The following is a 23,313-nucleotide window of genomic DNA, read 5'->3' on the forward strand; positions in this document are numbered from 1 at the left end:
AGGACCCGTCTCGAAGCATGAGCGCCTTGAAACGCCCCTATCTCCGCAGCCACGCCTCTTTCGGGATTTCGATCTTCAAGGATTTGCAGGCAAACAAGCCGCCATGCGTGAGACCGCCGGCATCGATATTATGACCGAGGCCAGGTGAAAGATGCCACTCGCAAGGAATCCCGGCCTTCGCCAATTCTTCGGCCGACAGGAACAGGGCTTCGACTGGAATCATCTCGTCTTGATTACCGTGAACCAGGAGGATCGGCGGCGGCCGGCCGGCCGGCGTCTTCGCTATGGCTTCACTCAGAAACTCCGGTCCGACGATGGCCCCCGAAAAACCGAGAATGCCGGCCGGCGCCTTGGCGCGCCGCAAGCCGACATGAAGCGCCAGCATGGTTCCCTGGCTGAAGCCGACCAGAAGCAGGCGCGAATCATCAAGCCCATAGCGCTTTAATTCGTCGTCGAGAAAGGCGTCGAGAAGCGGGCCCGCTTGCGTCACGCCCTGCCATTGCTCTTCCGGCTCGAAGGTTTCGAGCTTGAACCATTGCCGCCCCATCGGCGATTGGGCACAGATCTCCGGCGCGTTCGGCGCGACGAAAGCCGCATCCGGCATCATATTCTGCCATTGCTTGCCGATCGCGATCAGATCTTTGCCGTCGGCCCCATAGCCGTGCAGAAAAACGACAAGCTGTTTGGCCGTGAGATTTTTGGCCGAAATCCGCGGACCATCGAGTGTGGACGCCATTTGAAAATCCGGAAGGTGGGACTCTGGTTTGGCGCGCCGCCATCAGGCCTTAAGGTCAAGCTGCGACGCGCGAGCGCCTTCTCATAACTCCTCCGCCGCGCGAAAGCACGCGCAAGTTAGGGCTCATTCTTTCGGCCGGATGATCGCACCCATCAAGCTGTGGTAAAAAGGCGCATGACAAGGTCCCATACGCCGCAGGTCTTTCGCTTCGCGCCTTCGCCGAACGGCTATTTGCACCTCGGCCATGCCTATTCGGCGATTTTGAATTATCAGATGGCGCAAGCCTGCGGCGGCCGCTTTCTTCTGCGCATCGAGAATATTGATGTCGCCCGGTGCCGGCCCGAATTCGAACAGGCCATTTACGAGGATCTGGCCTGGCTCGGCCTGACCTGGGAAGAGCCGGTGCGCCGCCAATCCGAACATTTTCTGGATTATGCCAAGGCGCTCGACCGGCTCGCCGCGCAGGATCTGCTCTATTCCTGCTTTTGCACGCGCGGCGATATTCTGCGGGCGATCAGCGCGAAGCCCGATTGGCCGCGCGACCCTGATGACGCGCCGCTTTACCCCGGCACATGCAAGCCTCTGTCGAATGCCAATCGGCGCGACAAGCTCGCAGCCGGACAGCATCCGGCGCAACGCCTCGACATGGAAAAAGCGATCCGCGCGGTCAAGGCGCCGTTGACATGGCGGGAGTGCGATGTCGCCGGCACGGAACAGGTTATCCCCGCCCGTCCGGAGTTTTGGGGCGACGCCGTCCTTTCGCGCAAGGATATCATGGTCAGTTATCATATCGCCGTCGTCATCGACGATGCGCTTGCGGGCGTCAGCGATGTCGTGCGCGGCAAAGACCTTTTCATGGCGACAAGCCTGCACCGGCTGTTGCAGGACTTGCTCGTGCTGCCGGCCCCGACCTATCGCCACCATGATCTCGTGCTGGACGAAGCCGGCCGCAAACTCTCGAAGAGCCGCGACGCGAAGTCCCTGCGCGCTTTGCGCCAGGAGGGGCTGACGCCCGCCGATATTTATCGCAAGCTCGGCCTGCCGAAAGTGGCCACCCGGGTTTAGGGATCGGACTCTGTTGTTCAGCCTCCATTGCGAGGCGCGACGCTCCGAAGCAATCCAGGAGCAAAAGCTGGGCTGCAGCCCTGGATTGCTTCGCTACGCTCGCAATGACGGCGGGCTGCGCTTTAATTGAGCCCTGCCCCCAGAACATCCCTCCGCATCATCCCGCAGAAAAATCTGCCAATGATGCTTACGCTACGTTTAACGCCCAAAGCCAAAAGGCCGAGGTGAAAAGCGAGAGGCAGGTCGACATCGCAATCGCACTCGACACGGCGGCGACGCCCGCCTGACTTCGCTCGGCCAGAAGATAGGAATTGACGCCGGTCGGCATGGCCGCGAAGAGCACGGCGACACCGGACCAGACCGTCGGCATTGGAAAAATCTCGAAGGCGAAGAGCCATACGAGGCTCGGATGCGCGACGATCTTCAAAACCGTAATGAGGCTCGCAAGCTTCAGATCCCCGAGGAGATTATAACGATAGAGCGACAGCCCCATCGCAAAAAGCGCGCAGGTCACTCCGGCGCCGGCGAGATCATCTGCGACGGTTTTGAAAGGCCCGCCGAAAGGCAGACCGATCACCCGCCAGGCGACGCCGATGAGCAGGCCTTGCACGATCGGATTGAGGATCAGGCGCCGGAGCAAGGTCTTGATGGAAACACCATTGCCGCGTTCCATCAAAATGGCGGCAACCGTCATCGTCACCGGCAAATGGATCGCGATGAGCAGGAACAAAGGCACGTTCGCCGCATCGCCATAGGCTTTGAGGATGAGCGGAATTCCGATGAAGATCGTATTCGATTGTCCCGACGCGAAGCCGGCGACGACGGATTCGGTTTGGCCGCACCGAAACCAGCGTTTTCCGGCCCATGAGGCGATCGCCCAAACGATGGCGACTCCGAGAAAATAGGAAATCCAATAGCCCCATGGCTGCACGTCGGGCAGCACCGCCGTGGCGACGGTTTTGAAGATCAAAATAGGCAGGCAGATGATGAAGACGAAATCCGAGAGGCGCGCATCGGCCTCCGGGTTCAAAAGCCCGAACCATGCGGCAAAATAACCAACCGCGACCAATCCGAATACGGGAAGGAGAATATCGAGCAAAGCAAGAGCCTGAGACAGCTAAGGATATTATGGGCCGCGTGGCCTGGCCGGACCATCGCCCTTGATTCAGCTACAGGCAAGCCCGAGCTCACAGCCGAAAGGGAGAGCCGTCCTAAAACGGTCGCTTTTTAAGGGCATCCGACTGGCGCGGTCGCTTCGTTAGAACGGGATTGCTTTAGGTTGGATCGTCGTCACGTTCTAATCTTTTATTTTGACGCGTGATCTTATCCAAAAAGTCTGCAACTTTTTGGGATCACGCTCTGGAGGGATGCGAACATGAGAAAAGCAGGACTAGGCCTCGCGCTTTTGGCGCTGCCGCTTTGTCCCGCTGCCGCCGAAACGCCTCCGGCGGCGACAAAGACGCATCAATCGTATGATATCATTCGCGAAGGCAGCACGATCGGGGTCAATACGGTCGATGTCGAGCGCCGCGGCGACACGACGCAAGTGAAGATCGGCACCAAGATCCTGGTCAAGGTGATGTTCATCGAAGCCTACCGCTTCGACCACGACTCGACCGAAGTCTGGAAGACCGGGCAGCTCGTCTCTTTCAATTCCGAGACGAACGACAATGGCACGAAACATAAAGTGACAGCTACGCCCGGAACCGACAAGCTCGATATCCTGGCCGATGGAAAGCACATAGAAGCGCCGCTGACTTTGCGTCCCGCGAGCTTCTGGGACAGAAGCTTCGACCAGCAAAAAGAGCTTTTCGATCCGCAAAATGGCAAAAGGCTTGCCGTGCAGATCAAAGATCTCGGCGACGAAAAAATCACCGTGCACGACGCACAGCGCCAAGCCCGCCATTATAAGATCTCAGGCGACCTCAGCCGCGACGTCTGGTACGATGGCGACACTTTGGTGCGGCTGAAACTGTTGGGCTCCGATCATTCGGTCATCGATTCCGACCTCACTCAGGTGGCCTCGCTGCCAGCTGACGACACCGCTGCGCCGGCTCCGGCAAAGAAGGCTGGCAAAAACGCAGCGCCTGCATCAGCCAAGCACTAGAGCCCCATCTTGGGCTGATGCTCCAGAGAGGACGCCAAGGCCGCACCGCCTTTTGCACCCCACTTGTATGCGCGGGACCGCCATGATATTTCGTCGCCGCCCCCTGAATAGCCGATCGTCTCGGCCTATTCTTCTGGAGAGGTGGCAGAGTGGTTGAATGTACCGCACTCGAAATGCGGCATAGGTGCAAGCCTATCGGGGGTTCGAATCCCCCCCTCTCCGCCACAAATCGATTTTCAAATGGTCGCGCAGGGTCGGTATAAGTCGACTTGTCATTGATTTTATTGTATCTTTAGCTCCACCGAGGTCGCAGAAGGTCGGCCAAGGGGAGTGCCACTATGGCATCCATAAATAAACTCACTGCGAAACAAATCCGCTGTTTCTTCAAATTGATTTCTGACCAGGGTGCAAGACTCCCCGTGTTATTCACCCGTCGTTTCAATTCGCCTTCATCACCTCGCCACTGGCGGCGCGTTGATGCGCTGGTCCCCGGGCGCTTAAAAGGTTATGGGCCGTATTGATCAGGGCGAGATGCGAGAATGCCTGCGGAAAATTGCCAGACTGCCGCTTGGCTGACGCATCATATTCTTCAGCAAGCAGACCGACGTCGTTTCTCAAAGGCAATAGCCGATTAAACAATTCAAGGGCATCGGCGTGGCGTCCCTGCAGTACATAGTTATCCGCGAGCCAGAAACTGCACGCTAAAAACGCACCTTCTCCTGGCGGAAGCCCGTCAGTCCCTTTTTGCGTGTCATATCGGCGGACAAAGCCGTTGCTCATTAAATTGCGCTCAATGGCTGCCACCGTTCCGCGCACGCGCGGATCGGTTGCAGGCAGAAAGCCCACCATTGGTATCAACAGCAGACTGGCGTCAAGCGCGGTCACGCCATAGGATTGGACGAAGGCGTTCTGCGCCGGATCAAATCCCCGTTCGCAGACCTGCTTATGAATTGAGTTACGAATCATGCGCCAGTGGTCGACTGGGCCGCTCAAACCAAATTCTTCGACCGAGCGCACGGCACGGTCAAAGGCAACCCAGGCCATGACCTTGGAATGTGTGAAATGCCTGCGGCCACCGCGAACCTCCCAGAGCCCATCATCCGGCTGATTCCAGATGGTCTCAAGATGTCTGAGGAGGGCGCATTCAAGCGCCCAGGTCGCTGCCTCGGCGGGGAGGCCCGCGGCACGGCCCACATAAAAAGCGTCGAGAACCTCTCCATAGACATCGAGTTGAAGCTGCTCCGCGGCGGCGTTGCCAATCCGGACCGGGCCCGCACCTTCATAACCTCGTAGCGACGGTACTTCGTATTCCGGCAGTCGGCGTTCGCCGGCCACGCCATACATGATCCGTAGGTCTTCCGGACTGCCTGCAATCGCGCGCAACAGCCAATCGCGCCAAGCTTTCGCCTCGTCAAGAAATCCCGCGCCGATGAGCGCGTAGAGTGTAAATGTCGCGTCGCGAAGCCAGCAGAATCGATAATCCCAATTCCGCTCCCCACCAAACAATTCGGGCAGAGATGTCGTGGCGGCGGCCACCATACCGCCGGTTGGGCGATAGGTGAGAGCCTTTAACGTGATAAGCGAGCGAAGAACCGGCGCCGACCAGTCGCCGGCTCCGTGAAAGCGGCTCGACCAGTCTCGCCAAAATGCTTCCGTGTCGGCCAACGCCGCCATTGGATCAATTGGGGCGGGAACTGGGAGATAGGATGGTCCATAGGTCAGGACGAAAGAGACGGTATCGCCGGCTGACACAGTAAACTCGCCGATGGTTTTCCGGCCTTCACCGCGTAGAAGCATCGACGTCCGCAGGACAACCATATCCGGCCCCGACACAGCGCAAAGCGTCCGATCTTTGCGCTGAGTCACCCATGGCACCACGGATCCATAATCGAACCGGATAATCAATTCCGTCCGCATGGTGACTTTGCCGCGCTTTCCCAGGACAAGCCGCACCAGATCCGATGCCTTACCGCGCGGCGGCATGAATTCGATCAGCGTTACCTCACCCTCGGCGGTTTCTATGTCCGTTTCGAGGATAAGTGTATCGTCCCGATACCGGCGCATGATGCGCTTGACAGCTTTACGCGGCGCGATGATCCAGCGCCCGTTTTCGGGGCCGCCAAGCAACGCCGCGAAGCAAGCGCCGCTGTCGAAGCGGGGCCAGCATAGCCAGTCGACAGAGCCGTCGAGCCCGACCAAGGCGGCCGTCTCGCAATCCCCCAGTAGCGCATAATCTTCGATCTTTGACGGCATGACAGTCCTTCCGACGCCATAAACGCGTGTCGATCGACTCAAAACTCAGTGCCATGCGAACCATGCATCTGCTCACGGAGAGTTTCCTTTCCGACAGCCGCCTATTAGGCCGTTCTGGCTCAACAACGGCGATTGTTATGGCACCGTCTCTCCCGCCGCCGCCACATCGGTAAATAAGTACAAGGTGCCCGTGGGCCGAAGGCGTGCGGCGGGCAGAGTCTCGTCGCCGCTGCGGAACCGGGCGAAGATATCCAGCTTGTCTTTGCCCGCGACTATGAAGGCCGCGCTTCGAGTGCTCTCAAGCGCTGGATAGGTCAGCGTGATACGCGCTTCCGGCTTTGCGCCAACGACAGCGGCAACCCACCGATCGTGCTCGGCGAGCACGGCATTGCCCGGAAACAATGACGCGGTATGCCCATCAGGTCCAAGCCCAAGCAGGTTGACATCGAACAACGGCCTATCCGGATCGAGGCGTTCGGCACCGTAGAAGGATTTAAGCTCGCGCTCATAAGCAAGCGCCGCTGCTTCAGGATTGCCCCCGCCTGTCGGGATGGAATGAATGTTGGCGGCGGGGACTGGCGCGCGCGATAGCAGCGCCTCTCGTGCCATGCGATAATTGCTGAGCGGGTCATCATGAGGCACGAATCGCTCGTCGCCCCAGAACCAATGCGTTCGCGACCAGGGAAAGGCATCGCGATAGGGTTGGGCAGCCAGATGTTCGTAGATCGGTCGAGGGGTCGAGCCGCCGGACAAAGCGATGGCGAAAACGCCCTGCTTCGCGGTCGCCATTTCGGTTATCCAGCCCGCAACCCAGCGCGCCAAGGCCTCCGGATTAGCGAGAACTTCCAGTATGGCACCGGATGTTTCGATCATCGCAGGCCCCTCGTTACTGCCGGAAGCTGAGATCCGCGAAGCCCGGCAATCGCGGCGGAATAATCATGCGATCCAAAGATCGCAGATCCCGCGACAATGACATTCGCGCCCGCCTCGACCACCCGCGCAGCGCTTTCGCAATTCTCTCCGCCGTCGACCTCGATGAAGGGATCAAGGCCTCGCTCTTGGCAGAGCTGGCGCAAATGGCGGATCTTCGGCAGCATCTCGGGCAGGAATTTCTGACCGCAGAAGCCCGGCTTGACCGTCATGACAAGAACGATGTCGCAGAGATGGAGGACCGATTCAATCCGCTCGATCGGGCTCGCCGGGTCGAGCACGACGCCGGCCTTCTTGCCGAGGGCATGGATCTGCGAAAGGAGGGAATGAAGATGGGTCGTCGCTGAGGGTTCCGCGTGGACGAGAAGATGATCGGCGCCGGCCTTGGCAAAGGCCGCGAGATAGCGCTCCGGCTCTACGATCATCAGATGCACGTTGAGAGGCTTGCGCGTGTAGCGCCGTACCGCTTCGACGATCACCGGCCCGAAGCTGATATTCGGAACAAAGCGACCATCCATGACATCGACATGAATCCAGTCGGCACCCGCCATATCGACGGCCCGAATCTCGTCGGCGAGATGCCCAAAATCCGCAGCCAGGATCGACGGTGCGATGATAATTCGCCTTTGCAGCGGCATATTGGCGATGGATGCTCCAACGCTCAACGCGTTGCGGTGGAAGCGGCCAACGATAGCCTCTCCTGCCGACGATGCTTCCGCCCGCGATGCCGTCTCTTGAGGTCTCCCGCTTTGCCGCGCCTTTATCTGATCGACAATCCTGGCAACAATCTCGGCTGGCTGGCCGTCGACATCGACGGTGATCGGATCTTCGTCCTGTCCGGGCTCCTCCAGCGTCGCAAACTGGCTGTCGAGTAGCGCCACCGGCATGAAATGCTCTTGCCTCGCGATCATGCGACGTCGGATAAGATCGTAGGATCCCTTAAGATAGACCAGCGTCACCCCATGCCGGTCACCGATGATGATGTCCCGATAGGACCGCTTCAGCGCCGAGCAGGTGAGAACGCCGGATTCGCCGCGCGCGCGCCAGCCATCGATCATCTCGGCAATCTTCCGTAGCCAGGGCAGCCGGTCGGCATCGGTCAATGGCTTGCCGCTATGCATTTTCTCGATGTTCGCGGCGGGGTGCAGGTCGTCGCCCTCCTGAAAATGACTACCGAGTGCCGCCGCCAGCAAGACCGAAACCGTGGTTTTACCGGATCCCGAAACGCCCATGACAATGGCAATCACTGGTTCGGCGATTTTATGCGCGAGGGCTGGCGACCACGCAGGCTGAGTTTGGCGATCGCGTCGCATCATGCGTCAACCGCGTTCAGAACGAATTTTTGCATCGCTTTGGCGAAGCCCTCGTCCTCGTTGCTGGCGGTAACCGCGCTCGCTTGTGCCTTCACCTCGTCGCTGGCATTGCCCATGGCGATGGAGATGCCGCCTTTGCGGAACATGAGAACGTCATTCGGCATGTCGCCGATCGTCGCGATCTCTTCGGCTGGAATGTTCAGGAGTTTGGACAAAGTCGCAACGACTTCTCCCTTATTGGCTTGTGAGTGGGTCACGTCGAGATAATAGGGCTGCGAACGCTCCGCGCTTGCCTTCTTGCCCAGGGCCTTCTGCGCCGCGGTCTCGCAGGCAGCGAGCAGATCTCGGTCGTCTGAGACGCCGACGATTTTCACCGCGCATGCCAATTGCGCATCGGTGAAAGCGGGCACAACCTGCGCGTCGAACTTCACCGTCCACGCTTCGCGCGCCACATGCGGAGCGTCGGGGTTACGAATCAACCACTCGTCCGAGGTGTAGACCCAGGCATCCAGTCCGCGATCGAGAAACATCCAGAGAGTCTCTTTCGCCGCCGCGAGATCCAGCGTGTGGCTGGCGATCACCGACAGATCTGGATTGACGAAGACACCGCCGTTAAAACCGGCGATCGGCGTCCGCAGCGCCAATGGAGCAATCAACATCGCCATACCGCGAGGCGGCCTGCCGCTGGTAATCGCAAAATCGATTCCGGCTGCCTTCAAGGCCTTCACGGCCTCCGCGGCGCTGGGCGTCAGAATTTTCTCCGTGGTAAGAAGAGTGCCGTCGACGTCAGCCAATACGAGCGAGATTTTCGATGCAGCGTGCGTGGGCTTTATCATGCGTTGGTTCCCGATCGAGCGATTCCACGTTGCGCATTCAAACGGTCGCCGCCGAGGATGAATCGCTGGATGGCATGGGCGAACCCATCGTCATGGTTGCTGCCCGTCACGAAATCAGCGGCTTGCCGCACCTCTGGACTGGCATTGCCCATGGCGATGCTCAAGCCGCTTCTCTCGAACATTGCGACATCATTGCCGCCATCGCCGATGACAGCGATCTCAGCGAGAGGAACAGCCACCAGCCTCGCGAGTTCCGATAAGGCGACGCCCTTATTGGCGAGCGGATGGGTTATATCGAGATAGTATGGTTGCGAACGCACGACGGAGGCTTGACCGGCAAGCGCGGTGCGAACATCGCGCTCATGCTGTGCGAGACTCTCAAAGGCCTTGCTGACACCGACGATCTTGTCGGCGGCATCGAGGCTGCGCCCGAAATCTTCGACCATTGTCGGGCGAAATCCGATTGTATGCTCCTCATGCCCAACATAGGGCCCATCGGGGTCGCGCAGCAGCCAATCCTGTCCGCTAAAAACCCAGACCTGGACATCTTGCGTGCCGAGCAGGTCGACGGTGCGCCGCGCAGCCTCGGGTGAAAGCACGTGCTCGATAATTACCGATAGTTCGGGCGACGCTATGACGCCGCCATTGAAGCCGCACACCGGTGTCGTGATTCCCAAGGGCTCAAGCAGCATGCGCAGACCGCGTGGTGGCCGGCTGCTGATGACGGCAAAAATGATTCCGCAGGCGTGGAGTTCAGCTACGGCCGTCTGGGCACGCGCGGTCAAAACCTTGTCGTCAGTTACCAGCGTTCCATCGACATCCGAGACAAGCGCCGATATTTTCGATGAGGGAATTCGCGGCAATGGAGTCACGAGGGCTTTCCATCCGTACTGCCATCGACGGGGCGCCAGCGCCGGCCATCACGCTCCAAAAGGGCCTCCGCTTTGCTCGGTCCCGAGCTTCCCGCTTGATAGATCGGCGTTTCTGCAGCGCGGTCCTCCGCCCACGAATCGAGAACCGGCTGTACGATACGCCAAGTCTGCTCCACCATGTCGGCGCGCATGAACAAGGTCGGGTCGCCGATCATGACGTCGTAGAGCAGCGTCTCGTAGCCGACATTGGGTTCCTTCGCGAACCAGTCGTCGTAACGGAAGTCCATTTTGACCGCGGCGAGATCCACTATGGGCCCTGGCCGCTTGACCTCGAATTCGAGAGAAATCCCTTCGTCAGGGGCGATACGCAGAACCAGCCAGTTGGGCCGCAATGCATCAACTGCGGTGTCCTGAAATGCGGTATAGGGCGCTTGCTTGAAGCGGATCGCGATTTCGGTCATCCGTCGTGACATGTGCTTGCCCGTACGGACGTAAAACGGCACGCCTGCCCAGCGCCAATTATCGATCTCAAGCTGCATCGCGACGAAGGTCTCGACGTTTGAGTCTGGCGCGACGTTCGCTTCTTGCCGATAGGCTTTCACCGACTCGCCCAGCATTTTGCCGGCTCCGTACTGACCGCGCACGGCATGTACCGGCTTGACGGCAGGGATGGCGGCAAGCACCTCGGCCTTCTTCGTGCGGATCGAAGCGGCATCGAAGCTCGTCGGCGGCTCCATGGCCACCATCGAAAGCAGTGTGAAAAGGTGATTTGGCACCATGTCGCGCAGAGCGCCTGTCGCCTCATAGAAATCGCCGCGCTGTTCCACCCCGACCGTCTCCGCCGCGGTGATCTGCACGTGATCGATCCGGTCGCGATTCCAGATAGGCTCGAACAGCCCATTGGCAAAGCGGAAGGCCATGATGCTTTGAACCGTATCCTTTCCGAGAAAATGGTCGATACGGAAGATCTGGTCCTCGTGCAGCGTGCGTTGGACGCGGGCATTCAGTTGGCGCGCCGAGGCCAAGCTATGGCCGAACGGCTTCTCGATCACAACGCGGCGCCAGAACCGATCCTTTCCATTTTGATCGTTTTGATCGGTGAGTTTTGTCTTGCCTAGTTGCTCCACCACCGTGCCGAAAAGCTGATCGGCGACTGCGAGATAGAAGATGGCATTGCCCTTTGTGCCATGGTTTTTTTCAGCCTCTCCGAGAGCATCGCGAAGCTTCTCGTAGAGCTCAGGCTTTGTTAGGTCGCCTTGGACATAGACCATTCTTTCCGCAAGCCGCTTCCATGCTGCCTCGTCAATGGAGGCGACGTCGAACTCCGTCGCCCCATTGCCGACATAGGTTTTCAGCGTGTCGTAAAGGTGGTCGCGCCAGCTTTCGGCTGTTCCCGCCGCCCGGGCTACGCCGATCAGCACGAATTGCTCTGGCAGCACCTTGGTGTGCGAGAGATTGTAGAGCGCAGGCATCACCAGGCGCTTGGTCAGGTCTCCGGTGGCTCCGAAAATCACCATGGCGCAAGGATCGGCCGGCTCGGCTAGACGCTGTGGTGGCAACTCAACCACCTGAGCGGCGGAAGGTATCCGGTTCGGCTGTTTGTTGGACATGCGTCTACTCGGCGGCGTGCTGTGCTGCCGGATGCCCTGGCAATTCCTTTGGCTTAGGCTGGGGATCAATGGGTTCTTGACCCTCGAGGTGGCCGCCGAAGCCGAAGCGCATGGCCGAGAGTATTTTTTCTCCAAATGTGTGCTCCTGCCGCGAGCGGAACCTTGCGTAGAGCGCCGAGGAGAGCACATCTGCCGGAACCGCTTCCTCGATGGCAGCCTCAACTGTCCAGCGGCCCTCTCCGGAATCCTGGACGAAGCCGGAAAATTCCTTCAACTGAGGATCCTTCGCCAGTGCGGCCGCGCTGAGATCAAGCAGCCAGGAAGAGATGACGCTACCGCGCCTCCAAACCTCGGCGATATCCGGCATGTTCAGCGTGAAGCGTTCGTCTTCGGCCAGATCCTTCGAGTCCTTGTTGCGCAGGATATCGAATCCCTCGGCATAGGCCTGCATCATTCCGTATTCGATGCCGTTATGCACCATCTTGACGAAGTGCCCGGCACCGGACGGGCCTGCATGAATGTAGCCGCGCTCGGCACGAGTATCGCCGGCCGGCCGGTCCGGTGTACGCGGAATATCGCCTAAGCCCGGCGCGAGCGCCGCGAAGATCGGATCGAGCAGATCGACAGCAGATTTTGGGCCGCCGATCATCATGCAATAGCCACGCTCGATTCCCCAGACGCCGCCGGACGTGCCGCAATCGATGTAGCGAATGTGCTTCTCGGCCAATTTTTTCGCGCGGCGGATGTCGTCTTTGTAGAACGAATTGCCACCGTCGATGATGATGTCATCCGGCTCCAATAAGCTGCTAAGATGCTCGACCGTCTCTTCAGTGGTTTGTCCGGCGGGCAACATCAGCCAAACGACACGCGGCTTTTCGCTGAGCCTCTTTACCACGTCCTCCAGCGATGCCGCGGCTGTGGCGCCGTCCTTCGCCAGCGCGTTGCGCGTCTTGGCACTGCGCGCGAACACGACGCACTGATGTCCTGCTTTCATCAGACGGCGAGACATGTTGCCGCCCATTTTGCCAAGTCCGATCATGCCAATCCGCATTGCTTCGCTCCCTCTCATTATGACAACGGCACTCTTGAGAACGCACGACTCGGCCGCCGGTTTAAGCGCGCATCAAAGTCTCATGAACACTTTGTTGTGTGGCCACGATTCACACCGTTCCAACCTCACATCACGATTTCTAAGCGGGTCCTTTAACTGGGCAACTGCTACTTTCCATCCTGCCAGCAACTTGCAAACTTGCGTAAAATCATAACGGCTGCCGTCAAGTTGATGGCAGACCAATCTTTTCTGAAAGATTATAGGGGTCGGCGCTCCGGTCCGTAGCCTCGGAAACTACTCAGACTTTAACGACTCGAAAATTTAATTGATTTTTCGGGGACGCTTCGGTCGACCACGGCAACGCTAGCAGGCGGCCTAGGTAATTTCCGACAATGGCGCGGCAACCCTCGGTGCAATATGTTTTGACTTCGATAGCGGCGTGGCCTGCGCCTTTTGACAAGGTCATCAAAACGCCGCTCAAAGTCTGACGATTATTGAGAGTGCCACCGCGGTCCAATACCTGCGAAGAATAGCGCGGCATGCTACGAGAGGAAAACCGGCGATGATACACAATAAGAGGGCTTTAGTGGCAGCGTTAATGGCCACGACACTTCTAACGGCCGGCGGAGTTTGGGCTGCAAGCCCGCAAACTCCGGATCGGACGATGAAAGAAACGCCGGCTGACAAGGACTTTGGTAAGCTCTCTCATGAAGGCTCGCGCGCTTTTCAGGATCTGACGTCGGCCCGTATCGCTATCTTCGATGGCCGCGTTGAAGACGCCAAGAAATTCGTCAGCGAGGCTGACAAAGCCTTTGGTAAGGCGAAGACCGACGATACGGTTTTCACCAAGGCGGAAGCCGACCTCAAGTCCACCCATAGCCAGAGTTATCAAGCCACCGACACAGGCAGATCTGCGTCATCCGCGGACGCGATGAAAAAGCCGATCGCGTGGTTGCCGGTCAATGGCGCAATTACAATCAACGAAGACTATACGGCTGACACAACCAAGACGGCGGCAGTCGCCGATGCTAATAAAAGCCTCAAGAGCGGCGACCGCAAAGGCGCTTTGGAAAAACTGAAGCTCGCGGGCATGGACGTGGACATTACCTTGGCTGTTGTTCCTGTCGAACAGACCATCAAGGACGTGCATCAAGCCGCCGAGTTGATCAACGACGGCAAATATTACGAAGGAAGCCAGTTGTTACGGCAAGTGCAGGAAAGCGAGCGCTTCGCAGTTGCCGGCATCGACGTACCTGAAGCCCCTTCCGCGGCGGGTTCAAAGCAACTTGACCAGATGGCCCCAGCAAAGCACTGAACCACATTCTAGCCCGCGTCGCTTTTTGATCGAGCCAATCCCGACGCCCGCAGATCGGCTTGAGCTGAAGGCCGGCCGACTGCACGTCGTCTGATGAAGCCGCGCGCGGCCCACTATCTGAACTCACGCCAAGGGCGATGTCAGCGATGAAAGTTCGCGATCTCGATAGGGTGATGGTGAAGGCTTAGTGACAGTCGCGACGACATCTCTTGCTCCTGCCCCACAAAATTCATGAGGACGAAGCCATGACATACCAAAGTGTCAACCCTGCCGACGGCAAGACTCTGAAGACGTTCAAGGAGCTGACTGACAAGGAACTTGAAAGCAAGCTCGCAACCGCAGCCGCTTGTTACGAGACCTGGCGGCACAAGACCTATGCCGCGCGGGCCATCATCGTGGCCAAAGCTTCCGAGATCCTGCATGCGAAGGCAGACGAGTTCGCGCATACGATGACGCTTGAGATGGGAAAGCGCATCAGCGAAGCCCGGGGAGAGGTGGAGTTCAGTTCGAATATCCTCGCTTACTATGCCAAGAACGCCGAGCGCTTCCTGGCGCCGGTGAAGCTCCATCCGACGCTCGGCGAAGGCCATATGGAGAGCAGCCCCATCGGCGTGATCTTTTGTGTAGAGCCCTGGAACTTTCCCTATTACCAGCTTGCCCGGGTTGCCGGTCCGCATTTGATGGCGGGCAATGTCGTGCTGGTGAAGCACGCAGGCATCGTGCCGCAATGCGCAATCGCCTTCGAGAAGCTTTTGATCGAGGCCGGAGCGCCTGTCGGGCTATATACTAATCTTTTGATCTCGCACAATCAGTCGGATCGTGTCGTCGATGACCCGCGAATAAAAGGTGTGGCACTCACTGGCAGCGTCGCGGCTGGCAGGAGCATCGCGGCACGTGCCGGAAAGAACCTCAAGCCGTCGTCGATGGAGCTCGGCGGCAGCGACGCGTTCATTGTCCTCGAAGATGCCGATCTCGAACACACGATCAAATGGGCCGTCTGGGGACGGATGTACAATACGGGCCAGACCTGCTGCGCCGCAAAGAGGTTCATCGTCGTCGAAAAACTCGCCGACAAGTTCCTGGAGAAGTTTCAGGCGGCGCTTGCGGCACTGAAACCCGGAGATCCGCTGGACGAGAAGACGACATTGGGTCCGTTATCCTCGGAATCGGCCTTGGTCGATCTTTTGAAGCAAGTCGACGGTGCGGTCTCGCATGGCGCTAAAGTGGTCATGGGCGGCAAGCGTGTCGATCGTCCAGGATCATATATGCAGCCGACAATCCTGACCGACATCAAGCCCAACAACCCGGCCTTTAGAGAGGAATTCTTTGGCCCGGTCGCGTTGTTCTTTCGGGTCAAAGACGAAGACGCAGCGATCGCGCTTGCCAACGATTCCGATTTCGGATTGGGCGGCTCCGTCTTCACCAAGGATATTGCCCATGGCCGGCGCGTGGCCAGCCGCGTCGAAACGGGCATGATGTTCATCAACAACATCTCCTGGTCCGATGCTGAATTGCCGTTCGGCGGCATCAAGGACTCTGGTTACGGGCGCGAACTTGGCGACATGGGCATCCAGGAATTCGTAAACAAAAAGCTGGTTCGCTACGTAGCGGCGGAAGCGCCGCTTTAGAGCATGATCCAAAAAATCGCAGACTTTTTGGAATAGACCATGCGTTTGAACAGGTGCGTAAAGCGCGATCATGATTCAACTTAAGGCAATTGCGCTCTAGCACAATCGATTGGCACGGCTGCTTTCGTGCCAACCGCCGCGACGATGAGGCGTTCCCTTCCCCGAAATGCCTCATCGCTCGCGGCGGTGCTCTCTGGCCAGTCCGTCCTATCGAACGGCATCTTTCACAAAATGGAGCGAGGCATGTACGTCAACATCGCCATCCTAAAGGAAACGCAGCCGCGCGAGCGCCGCGTCGCTCTCGTTCCCTCCGTGGCGCCCAAGCTGGTTAAGCTAGGTGCCAAGTTGCATATGCAGTCGGGCGCGGGAGATGCGATCAGCTTGGCCGATTCCGCATTTAGCGATGTTGTGTTCACAGATGATCGTCACGCCTTGGTCAGCGACGCCGACGTGGTTCTCGGCGTGCAGCCGCCCGCGCTGGAGGTCATAGATGCGATGAAGGCGGGTGCGATCCTTATCTGCTTCATCTATGCGGATAAGGAACCGGCGCTGGTGAAGCGTCTTCTGGATAAGAAGATCACCTGCTTTGCCATGGAGCGAATTCCGCGCATCACGCGGGCGCAGGCTATGGACGCGTTGTCCAGTCAATCGGCCCTGGCTGGTTATTACGCCGTGCAGCTCGGTGCGACACATCTGGCCCGCGTGTTGCCGAAGATCACCTCGGCGGCTGGTGCCATAGGGCCGGCTAAAGTGCTTGTGATGGGGCTCGGCGTGGCAGGCTTGGAGGCGGTCGCAACGGCGCACCGTCTTGGCGCTGTCGTCGAGGGTTATGACGTGCGTCCGGCGACGGCGGAACAGGTCGCCTCTTTGGGCTGCACTTTCGTCGAGACCGGCGTCGATGCGCGCGGCAAGGGCGGCTATGCACGCGAACTCACAGCAGCTGAGAAGATCAAGATCGACGCTGTGCTGACCAAGCATATCCAGCAGTCGGATCTGATCATCACCACCGCCGCCATACCCGGCCGTCCTTCGCCGAAGCTGATCAGCAAGGCGCAAGTCGCGGGGATGAAGGCCGGTGCCGTTATCATCGATCTCTCGGCCGAGGGCGGTGGCAATTGCGAGGACACACAACCGGGCGAGACGATACGAATCGGTCGGGTGACGATCGTCGCGCCGCTGAATGTGCCCTCGCTCCTCGGCGAGGACGCCAGCGAACTTTACGCGAAAAATATCGAGGCACTGCTCGCTTTGATGATGAAAGACAACATCGTCACGCTGAACTGGGACGATGAAGTGCTTGCCAAGACGGTTCTAACCCATGGGGGCAAGATGCACAGCGATGAGAGCGAGCATAAGGCCTATCCCAGCAACGCTGCCGATAAGGCCGCAGCCAAGGCCCCCATAAAGGCGGCGTGAGCCGGAGGATTCTTCCATGGACTTTTCCATTCATATCGCTGGCTTTGTCGCCATTTACATCTTCATGCTCGCGGCCTTCGCGGGATGGGTCATCATCGGGGGAGTCCCGGCGATCCTGCACACGCCGCTGATGTCGGGCTCCAATTTCGTGCATGGCATCGTCGTTGTTGGCGGAATGTACGCGCTACTCAACGCCAGCACGGTGGAAGAGCAGATCATCGGATTTTTCGCGGTGCTGCTTGGCGCCGGCAACGCCGCTGGCGGCTTCACCGTCACCCGTCGCATGCTGGCGATGTTCCAAACCAGCGGGCACGCAGGCGCGCATCGGAAATCGCACCGCGCCAAGGCCCATCACTCCAAAATGGTTTGAGGAGCTGACATGACTATGACGAGTATCGCCCAACTCATCATCGGCACCACCGATCTCGTGGCAGCGTTCCTGTTTATGTATGGCCTCAAGCGCATGTCGTCGCCGGTAACGGCGCCTTCAGGAATCTTCGTGGCAGGCATCGGAATGCTGGTCGCGATCCTGGCAAGCTTCCTCTACGTCTTCGATGTCACCACGGCTGCGAGGCCTTTCCTGATGGTCAATGTCGGCTTGGGCATTGTCGCGCTCATCGTCGGGGGCGGGATTGCCTGGTGGGGCGGCAAGAAAGTGCCGATGACGGGCATGCCTCAGATGGTTGCGCTTTATAATGGTATGGGCGGCGGTGCCGCCGGCGCGATCGCCGCGGTTGAACTCTTCAGTGCCAAAACGCCGGGCGTAACTCAGCTTGTCGTGACGCTGCTTGGCGCATTGATTGGCGCGATTTCCCTGTCAGGTTCGTTGGTCGCGTGGGCCAAACTCCAAGGCGTCATCAAGAAGCCTCTCCGTGTTAGCGGGCAGCTTTATTTCAATCTCTTGGTCTTGCTCGGCACGTTCGCCGTCGGCGGTTATCTCATCTATGTGGTTCAGGGTGCAGCCGGTCAGGTGCTGCCGACACCGCAGCTGATCTATCTATTCTTCGCATGTGCGTTGATCTACGGCATTCTGATGACGCTGCCGATCGGTGGCGCGGATATGCCGGTGGTGATTTCGATCTATAACGCAGCCACAGGGCTCGCCGTCGGACTCGAAGGGTTTGTACTGGAGAATCCGGCCTTGATGATCGCCGGCATGGTGGTCGGCGCCGCGGGCACATTGCTGACATTGCTCATGGCAAAGGCCATGAACCGTTCCGTGGCAAACGTGCTGTTCACGAATTTTGGCGAGACACAGAAGCATGCGCCAGCCCACATCAAAGGCAGTCTGAAACCGGTTGAAGCAGCTGATGCCGGCATATTCATGCGCTACGCCAAGAGCGTCATTATCGTCCCAGGCTATGGGCTGGCCGCGGCGCAGGCCCAGCAGAAGCTCTATGAATTCGTAAAGTTGCTTCAGGCTGCGGGCGTCTCGGTCAAATTCGCGATCCATCCGGTCGCCGGACGCATGCCGGGCCAGATGGACGTCTTGCTCGCTGAAGCCGGCGTTCCCTATGACCTCATCTTCCAGCTCGACGACATCAACGAAGAATTCAAGACGACCGATGTGGCGCTGGTGATTGGCGCGAATGACGTGGTGAACCCCGCGGCACGCACCGAAAAAGGCTCGCCGATTTTCGGCATGCCGATCCTCAACGCCGACCAAGCCAAGCAGGTTTACGTCGTCAAGCGGGGTCAGGGAAAAGGCTATGCGGGAATCGTGAACGCGCTTTTCTACGCCGACAATACAAACATGGTCTACGGCGACGCCGCTGCCGTGCTGACGACGATGATTGAAGCTGTGCGCGGTTTATCGAAAGCCGCTGCATGATCAGTCCTCACGCGGCTGAATCGATACATAGACACAACAGGAGGAGCGACATATGGCAAAGAAGATGGAGGCTGCGTTTGTCGAGCATTTCGGCAAGCCGCTCGTGGTCATGGAGGTCGATATCCCGACACCCGGCCCAGGCCAGATCCTTGTCAAGACCGAGGCCTGTGGCGTGTGTCACACGGATCTGCATGCCGCGACCGGGGACTGGCCGCTGAAACCAAAGCTTCCGTTCATTCCAGGTCATGAGGCCATTGGCCGTGTCGTCGCCATCGGCGCAGGCGTCACGATCGTCAAGGAAGGTGACCGCGTCGGTGTGCCCTGGCTCTACTCGGCCTGCGGTCATTGCGAGCATTGCTTAACCGCCTGGGAGACGGTCTGCGCCAAGGCGGAGTTCGGCGGCTATACTAAGAACGGCGGCTTTGCCGAGTACGTTATCGCCGATCCGAACTACGTGGCCCACATACCAGCCGGTCTCGATCCCAAGCAGGCCGCGCCGCTCATCTGCGCCGGCATTACCACCTATAAGGGCATTAAGGAGACCGAGGCGAAGGCTGGCGAGTGGATCGTCATTTCCGGCGCGGGCGGCCTCGGGCACCTCGCCATTCAATATGCCAAGGTCATGGGCCTGCAAGTTTGCGCAGTCGACATCGATGACGGCAAGCTTGCGTTAGCCAAAAAGCTTGGCGCCGATCTCGTGGTGAATGCCAAGCACGGCGCTCCTGAAGAAGCCGTCATAAAAGGCACCGACGGCGGCGCGCATGGGGTATTGATTACTGCACCGTCGCTCAACGCCTTCAAACAGGGCGTCGGGATGACGCGCAAGCGTGGCACCTGCGTCCTGGTTGGGCTGCCGCCAGGGGATTTTCCCGTTCCCCTGTTCGACGTCGTGGCAAACTGCATCACTATACGCGGTTCCTTCGTCGGGAACCGCGAGGATATGGCGGAGGCGCTGTCCTTCGCCGCCGAGGGCAAGGTCAAGGCCGATATCGAGTTGCAGCCGCTGTCGGCGATCAACACGATTTTCGACCGGCTTGAGCACCGCAAGGTCGCAGGCCGCGTGGTCCTCGATTTTGTCGGCGCCGAGAAAAAAGACGATCAGTCGAAGACGGCTTCGGGCAAGCAAAAGCAACCCGTAACTGCCGGTTAGGCTGATACGCCTGCTGCTGCAATAGCGGCCTATCTTACGAGATGCCGTGAGATGGGCCGAGCCGGATAGAGAGCCAGATTCATTGACACCGTGACTACTATCGGTGACGAGAGGGCGTGCTGAACGCGAACGCCAACTCGTTCGCCATGATGATCTTGCTGGCACTCGGCACTTTCGTAGCCGACTAGACAACCGCCGGCATCCCGTCAAAATGAGCTGCCGATGCCTGCGCTAGCGCATTAGTACGTCAGCCCAGGTGGTGACTGTGTTCTAATTTGATCTCCTGACGAGCTGTGCGGCGTAGAAAGCTACCCCCGTCCCCAGGAATCCAAACACAGGCCAAGGCCAACGGCATCGCGACTCTCGATTTCCCCTTGCGCGGCAAGCGCGCCGGCTGCGGCGGTTGGAGAGCCTTTGAGAATCCGCTCGAAGCCAACGGCGATCAGTGCGCCATGTCCTTTGCGCCCATATCAACCTTGATGCCGGGTATGATGCCCGCGTCGGTGAGGATTTTAATAAAAGGAGTACCGTCTTTTTTCTGCTGGCGGATTGTTTCTTCATAGAGGATCGCGCCGCTGATGCTTTCGGCAAGGCCTGGCGTCGTCCCAATCAATTCCCGATAGGCTCGTCGGGCTTCCACGGTCTGAGGAATCCCCAATTTGGCAAATCGCTTGTCGCAGGTTGACGTGCTTTCATCCATCGCCAGCAGGCCCTTATCGTCGGCGACGAGCGCCCGCGCGGTTTCTGCAAGCTCATGCGCATTCATTGGGGATTTCCCCACTTCCAGTCCCGGATTTCCGGCATGTCTTCGCCGTGCTTATCGATGTATTGCTTATGCTCGATGAGCTTGTCCCGAACCATCTGCTTTAAATAGGCCCCTTGAGCGCCCAAATGCGGCAGCCGATCGATCACGTCTTGCACGAGATGAAACCGGTCAAGGTCGTTCTGGACCCTCATGTCAAAGGCCGTCGTGATCGTGCCCTCTTCCTTGTAACCCCTGACGTGAAGATTGCGGTTGGTTCGGCGATAGGTCAGCCGGTGGACGAGCGAGGGATAGCCGTGGAAGCCAAAGACGATATGCTTATCTTTGGTGAAAAGCGCATCGTAATCGGTTTCAGTTAGGCCGTGCGGGTGCTCGCTTGCCGATTGCAGCCGCATCAGATCGACGACATTGATCACCCGGATTTTCAGATTGGGCAGATGCTGGCGGAGAATGGAAACAGCCGCCAGAATCTCGAGCGTGGGCGTGTCTCCGCAGCAGGCCATCACCACGTCCGGCTCGGCATCTTGGTCGTTGCTTGCCCATTGCCAGATGCCAATGCCCTCCGTGCAATGGACAACGGCGGCATCCATGGTCAACCATTGCGGCAGGGCGTGTTTGCCGGCCACCACCACATTGACGTAATGCCGGGTGCGCAGGCAATGATCAAAGACCGAGAGAAGACAATTGGCATCTGGCGGCAGGTAAACGCGGACGATATCGGCCTTCTTGTTGATCACGTGATCAAGGAAACCCGGGTCTTGATGCGTGAAGCCGTTGTGATCCTGCTGCCAAACATGCGAGGCAAGCAGATAATTCAGTGATGCGATCTTCCGGCGCCAGGGCAGCTCCAACGTGACCTTCAACCATTTAGCGTGCTGGCTGAACATCGAGTCTATGATACGAATGAAGGCCTCATAGCTGTTGAACAACCCATGCCGTCCAGTCAGCAGATATCCTTCGAGCCATCCTTCGCACTGATGCTCGCTGAGCATTGAGTCAAGCACGCGCCCGTCCGGCGCAAGAAATTCGTCATTATCGACTTGCTTGGCGTCCCACTGACGGTTGGTGGCTTCAAACACCGCACCCAAAAGATTCGAAAGTGTCTCATCCGGGCCAAAGATACGAAAATTACGCTGATCCTGATTGAGGCTTACCACGTCACGCAGGAATTTCCCCAGAACGACCGTATCTTGAGCGGCAACGGAGCCTGGTGAAGGCACGTTCACGGCGTGAAGGTGGAAGTCCGGCATGCGCAGATCGCGCAGCAGAATGCCGCCGTTAGCGTGCGGATTGGAGCCCATTCGCCGGTCGCCCTTGGGCGCGAGTTCGGCCAATTCCGGCATCAACTGGCCCGCTTCGTCAAACAGTTCTTCCGGCTTATAGCTTTTCATCCAGCCCTCGAGCAGCGCGACATGGTCTGGATGCGCGGCGTCGACCAAAAGCGGCACTTGATGGGCGCGGAACGTGCCCTCGATTTTAAGGCCATCGACAACTTTCGGTCCGGTCCAGCCTTTGGGTGATTTGAGGACGATCATCGGCCAACGCGGTCGGGCGGCGGCGTTTATAGTCCGCGCGTTCTTTTGAATCTGCCTTATGTCTTCGATGGCCTTTTCCAGAACGGTAGCCATGAGTTCATGCATTTTGTCCGGCTCGTCCCCTTCCACAAAGTAGGGCGTCCAGCCGCAGCCTCGGAGAAACTGCTCCAATTCCTCGTGCTCGATGCGGGCGAGGACAGTCGGGTTACTGATTTTGTAGCCATTGAGGTGCAGGATCGGCAGCACGGCTCCGTCGGTCAGCGGATCGAGTAACTTGTTAGACTGCCACGCGGTCGCCAAGGGGCCCGTTTCCGCTTCGCCGTCGCCGATGACGCAGGCGACGATGAGCCCAGGATTGTCGAACGCTGCTCCGAACGCATGGCTGAGCGAATACCCGAGTTCACCCCCTTCATGAATCGACCCCGGCGTCGTGGGCGCGACATGGCTGGAAATGCCACCCGGAAACGAGAACTGCTTGAACAGCTTTTTCAGTCCGGCTTCGTCCTGGCTGACATCCGGATAGATGTCGCTCCAGCTGCCTTCCAAATAGACGTTGCCCACGATTGCCGGACCGCCATGACCCGGACCGGCTATATAGAACATATCAAGATCGTATTTCTTGATGACTCGATTCAAATGCACGTAGATGAAATTCTGGCCTGGCGTCGTGCCCCAGTGCCCGACCACCAGTGGCTTCACATGGGCGAGCTTCAGCGGCTCGCGCAAAAGCGGATTGTCGTAGAGATAAATCTGCCCGACAGACAGATAGTTGGCGGCCCGCCAATAGGCATTCGTTTTGCGTAACTCTTCGGCACTCAGCAGTCCCCGTTGGGCGGGGGCGCTATCGCCACCGTTTCGGTTTCGAGACTTGCGCGTTGAAGTGAGTACGGACATTTTTCGTA

19 protein-coding genes and 1 tRNA gene are annotated in these 23,313 nt (G+C 58.6%); 9 read left to right on the forward strand and 11 right to left on the reverse strand.

Features of this window, described 5'->3' with window-relative positions; translation table 11 throughout:
• Nucleotides 1-37: 37 nt before the first annotated feature.
• Nucleotides 38-736 carry an alpha/beta hydrolase gene (locus A3OQ_RS0120425; RefSeq protein ID WP_020177308.1) on the reverse strand — a complete coding sequence of 233 codons (699 nt, stop codon included), beginning with the start codon at nt 734-736 and terminating at the stop codon, nt 38-40.
• A 174-nt stretch (nt 737-910) separates the two neighbouring features.
• Here A3OQ_RS0120425 and gluQRS point away from each other — a divergent pair, with 174 nt between their 5' ends.
• Nucleotides 911-1,801 (forward strand): tRNA glutamyl-Q(34) synthetase GluQRS, encoded by an 891-nt coding sequence (gene gluQRS / locus A3OQ_RS0120430; RefSeq protein ID WP_020177309.1) that lies wholly within the window; start codon nt 911-913, stop codon nt 1,799-1,801.
• A 187-nt stretch (nt 1,802-1,988) separates the two neighbouring features.
• On the opposite strand, the gene A3OQ_RS0120435 is transcribed toward gluQRS, so the two are convergent.
• A complete protein-coding gene (locus tag A3OQ_RS0120435) occupies nt 1,989-2,900 on the reverse strand; it encodes an AEC family transporter (RefSeq protein ID WP_020177310.1) in 912 nt (303 codons plus the stop codon).
• Nucleotides 2,901-3,176: 276 nt separating this feature from the next.
• Between A3OQ_RS0120435 and A3OQ_RS0120440 the strand changes: the two genes are divergently transcribed.
• Both A3OQ_RS0120440 and A3OQ_RS0120445 read left to right on the forward strand, forming a co-directional pair.
• Complete coding sequence (locus tag A3OQ_RS0120440; protein WP_152428550.1) at nt 3,177-3,908, forward strand: DUF6134 family protein; 732 nt, start codon at nt 3,177-3,179, stop codon at nt 3,906-3,908.
• 135 nt (nt 3,909-4,043) lie between these two features.
• Nucleotides 4,044-4,133: transfer RNA gene (locus tag A3OQ_RS0120445), tRNA-Ser, on the forward strand.
• Nucleotides 4,134-4,346: 213 nt separating this feature from the next.
• On the opposite strand, the gene A3OQ_RS0120450 is transcribed toward A3OQ_RS0120445, so the two are convergent.
• The 7 genes from A3OQ_RS0120450 to gnd all read right to left on the reverse strand — a co-directional run bounded on the left by A3OQ_RS0120450 (nt 4,347) and on the right by gnd (nt 12,773).
• Nucleotides 4,347-6,161, reverse strand: coding sequence for a glycoside hydrolase family 15 protein (locus A3OQ_RS0120450; protein WP_020177312.1), 1,815 nt, complete (start codon nt 6,159-6,161; stop codon nt 4,347-4,349).
• Nucleotides 6,162-6,296: 135 nt separating this feature from the next.
• Complete coding sequence (gene pgl, locus A3OQ_RS0120455; protein ID WP_020177313.1) at nt 6,297-7,034, reverse strand: 6-phosphogluconolactonase; 738 nt, start codon at nt 7,032-7,034, stop codon at nt 6,297-6,299.
• Nucleotides 7,031-8,407 carry a ribulose-phosphate 3-epimerase gene (gene rpe / locus A3OQ_RS25240; protein ID WP_020177314.1) on the reverse strand — a complete coding sequence of 459 codons (1,377 nt, stop codon included), beginning with the start codon at nt 8,405-8,407 and terminating at the stop codon, nt 7,031-7,033. The genes pgl and rpe overlap by 4 nt, the downstream gene beginning before the upstream one ends.
• Complete coding sequence (locus A3OQ_RS0120465) at nt 8,404-9,240, reverse strand: Cof-type HAD-IIB family hydrolase (RefSeq protein WP_020177315.1); 837 nt, start codon at nt 9,238-9,240, stop codon at nt 8,404-8,406. Before A3OQ_RS0120465 ends, rpe begins: the two co-directional genes overlap by 4 nt.
• A complete protein-coding gene (locus tag A3OQ_RS0120470) occupies nt 9,237-10,112 on the reverse strand; it encodes a Cof-type HAD-IIB family hydrolase (protein WP_026596066.1) in 876 nt (291 codons plus the stop codon). The genes A3OQ_RS0120465 and A3OQ_RS0120470 overlap by 4 nt, the downstream gene beginning before the upstream one ends.
• Nucleotides 10,109-11,722 carry a glucose-6-phosphate dehydrogenase gene (gene zwf, locus A3OQ_RS0120475; RefSeq protein ID WP_083931633.1) on the reverse strand — a complete coding sequence of 538 codons (1,614 nt, stop codon included), beginning with the start codon at nt 11,720-11,722 and terminating at the stop codon, nt 10,109-10,111. Before zwf ends, A3OQ_RS0120470 begins: the two co-directional genes overlap by 4 nt.
• Before the next feature lie 4 nt (nt 11,723-11,726).
• A complete protein-coding gene (gnd, locus tag A3OQ_RS0120480) occupies nt 11,727-12,773 on the reverse strand; it encodes a phosphogluconate dehydrogenase (NAD(+)-dependent, decarboxylating) (protein ID WP_020177318.1) in 1,047 nt (348 codons plus the stop codon).
• 664 nt (nt 12,774-13,437) lie between these two features.
• On the opposite strand from gnd, the gene A3OQ_RS23205 reads away from it, so the two are divergent.
• The 6 genes from A3OQ_RS23205 (at nt 13,438) to adhP (ending at nt 20,113) form a co-directional block, all read left to right on the forward strand.
• Nucleotides 13,438-14,088, forward strand: a complete 651-nt coding sequence (locus A3OQ_RS23205) for a YfdX family protein (RefSeq protein ID WP_020177320.1) — start codon at nt 13,438-13,440, stop codon at nt 14,086-14,088.
• A gap of 245 nt (nt 14,089-14,333) precedes the next feature.
• Nucleotides 14,334-15,716: an NAD-dependent succinate-semialdehyde dehydrogenase gene (locus A3OQ_RS0120495; protein WP_026596068.1), complete on the forward strand. Its 1,383-nt coding sequence runs from the start codon at nt 14,334-14,336 to the stop codon at nt 15,714-15,716.
• A gap of 243 nt (nt 15,717-15,959) precedes the next feature.
• Nucleotides 15,960-17,132, forward strand: a complete 1,173-nt coding sequence (locus A3OQ_RS0120500; RefSeq protein ID WP_020177322.1) for an NAD(P) transhydrogenase subunit alpha — start codon at nt 15,960-15,962, stop codon at nt 17,130-17,132.
• A 16-nt stretch (nt 17,133-17,148) separates the two neighbouring features.
• Complete coding sequence (locus A3OQ_RS23210; protein ID WP_020177323.1) at nt 17,149-17,502, forward strand: NAD(P) transhydrogenase subunit alpha part 2; 354 nt, start codon at nt 17,149-17,151, stop codon at nt 17,500-17,502.
• Nucleotides 17,503-17,511: 9 nt separating this feature from the next.
• Nucleotides 17,512-18,963, forward strand: a complete 1,452-nt coding sequence (locus A3OQ_RS0120510; protein WP_026596069.1) for an NAD(P)(+) transhydrogenase (Re/Si-specific) subunit beta — start codon at nt 17,512-17,514, stop codon at nt 18,961-18,963.
• Nucleotides 18,964-19,015: 52 nt separating this feature from the next.
• A complete protein-coding gene (adhP, locus tag A3OQ_RS0120515; RefSeq protein WP_020177325.1) occupies nt 19,016-20,113 on the forward strand; it encodes an alcohol dehydrogenase AdhP in 1,098 nt (365 codons plus the stop codon).
• Nucleotides 20,114-20,555: 442 nt separating this feature from the next.
• Here the strand turns inward: adhP and A3OQ_RS0120520 are convergent, their stop codons facing one another.
• On the reverse strand, nt 20,556-20,879 hold the full coding sequence (locus A3OQ_RS0120520) for a class I fructose-bisphosphate aldolase (protein ID WP_020177326.1): 324 nt from the start codon (nt 20,877-20,879) through the stop codon (nt 20,556-20,558).
• On the reverse strand, nt 20,876-23,305 hold the full coding sequence (locus A3OQ_RS0120525) for a phosphoketolase family protein (RefSeq protein ID WP_020177327.1): 2,430 nt from the start codon (nt 23,303-23,305) through the stop codon (nt 20,876-20,878). The genes A3OQ_RS0120520 and A3OQ_RS0120525 overlap by 4 nt, the downstream gene beginning before the upstream one ends.
• Nucleotides 23,306-23,313 lie beyond the last annotated feature (8 nt).

Origin of the sequence: Methyloferula stellata AR4, assembly GCF_000385335.1 — a bacterium.
GTDB lineage: Bacteria > Pseudomonadota > Alphaproteobacteria > Rhizobiales > Beijerinckiaceae > Methyloferula > Methyloferula stellata.

Bases quoted from the DNA above. Each gene is read 5' to 3' on its own strand.
- adhP (WP_020177325.1), top strand. From the start codon at position 19,016: ATGGCAAAGAAGATGGAGGCTGCGTTTGTCGAGCATTTCGGCAAGCCG.
- A3OQ_RS0120500 (WP_020177322.1), top strand. From the start codon at position 15,960: ATGTACGTCAACATCGCCATCCTAAAGGAAACGCAGCCGCGCGAGCGC.
- A3OQ_RS0120425 (WP_020177308.1), bottom strand. From the start codon at position 736: ATGGCGTCCACACTCGATGGTCCGCGGATTTCGGCCAAAAATCTCACG.
- A3OQ_RS0120450 (WP_020177312.1), bottom strand. From the start codon at position 6,161: ATGCCGTCAAAGATCGAAGATTATGCGCTACTGGGGGATTGCGAGACG.
- A3OQ_RS0120525 (WP_020177327.1), bottom strand. From the start codon at position 23,305: ATGTCCGTACTCACTTCAACGCGCAAGTCTCGAAACCGAAACGGTGGC.
- A3OQ_RS23210 (WP_020177323.1), top strand. From the start codon at position 17,149: ATGGACTTTTCCATTCATATCGCTGGCTTTGTCGCCATTTACATCTTC.
- pgl (WP_020177313.1), bottom strand. From the start codon at position 7,034: ATGATCGAAACATCCGGTGCCATACTGGAAGTTCTCGCTAATCCGGAG.
- A3OQ_RS0120465 (WP_020177315.1), bottom strand. From the start codon at position 9,240: ATGATAAAGCCCACGCACGCTGCATCGAAAATCTCGCTCGTATTGGCT.
- A3OQ_RS23205 (WP_020177320.1), top strand. From the start codon at position 13,438: ATGAAAGAAACGCCGGCTGACAAGGACTTTGGTAAGCTCTCTCATGAA.
- rpe (WP_020177314.1), bottom strand. From the start codon at position 8,407: ATGATGCGACGCGATCGCCAAACTCAGCCTGCGTGGTCGCCAGCCCTC.
- A3OQ_RS0120510 (WP_026596069.1), top strand. From the start codon at position 17,512: ATGACTATGACGAGTATCGCCCAACTCATCATCGGCACCACCGATCTC.
- gnd (WP_020177318.1), bottom strand. From the start codon at position 12,773: ATGCGGATTGGCATGATCGGACTTGGCAAAATGGGCGGCAACATGTCT.
- zwf (WP_083931633.1), bottom strand. From the start codon at position 11,722: ATGTCCAACAAACAGCCGAACCGGATACCTTCCGCCGCTCAGGTGGTT.
- A3OQ_RS0120520 (WP_020177326.1), bottom strand. From the start codon at position 20,879: ATGAATGCGCATGAGCTTGCAGAAACCGCGCGGGCGCTCGTCGCCGAC.
- gluQRS (WP_020177309.1), top strand. From the start codon at position 911: ATGACAAGGTCCCATACGCCGCAGGTCTTTCGCTTCGCGCCTTCGCCG.
- A3OQ_RS0120440 (WP_152428550.1), top strand. From the start codon at position 3,177: ATGAGAAAAGCAGGACTAGGCCTCGCGCTTTTGGCGCTGCCGCTTTGT.
- A3OQ_RS0120495 (WP_026596068.1), top strand. From the start codon at position 14,334: ATGACATACCAAAGTGTCAACCCTGCCGACGGCAAGACTCTGAAGACG.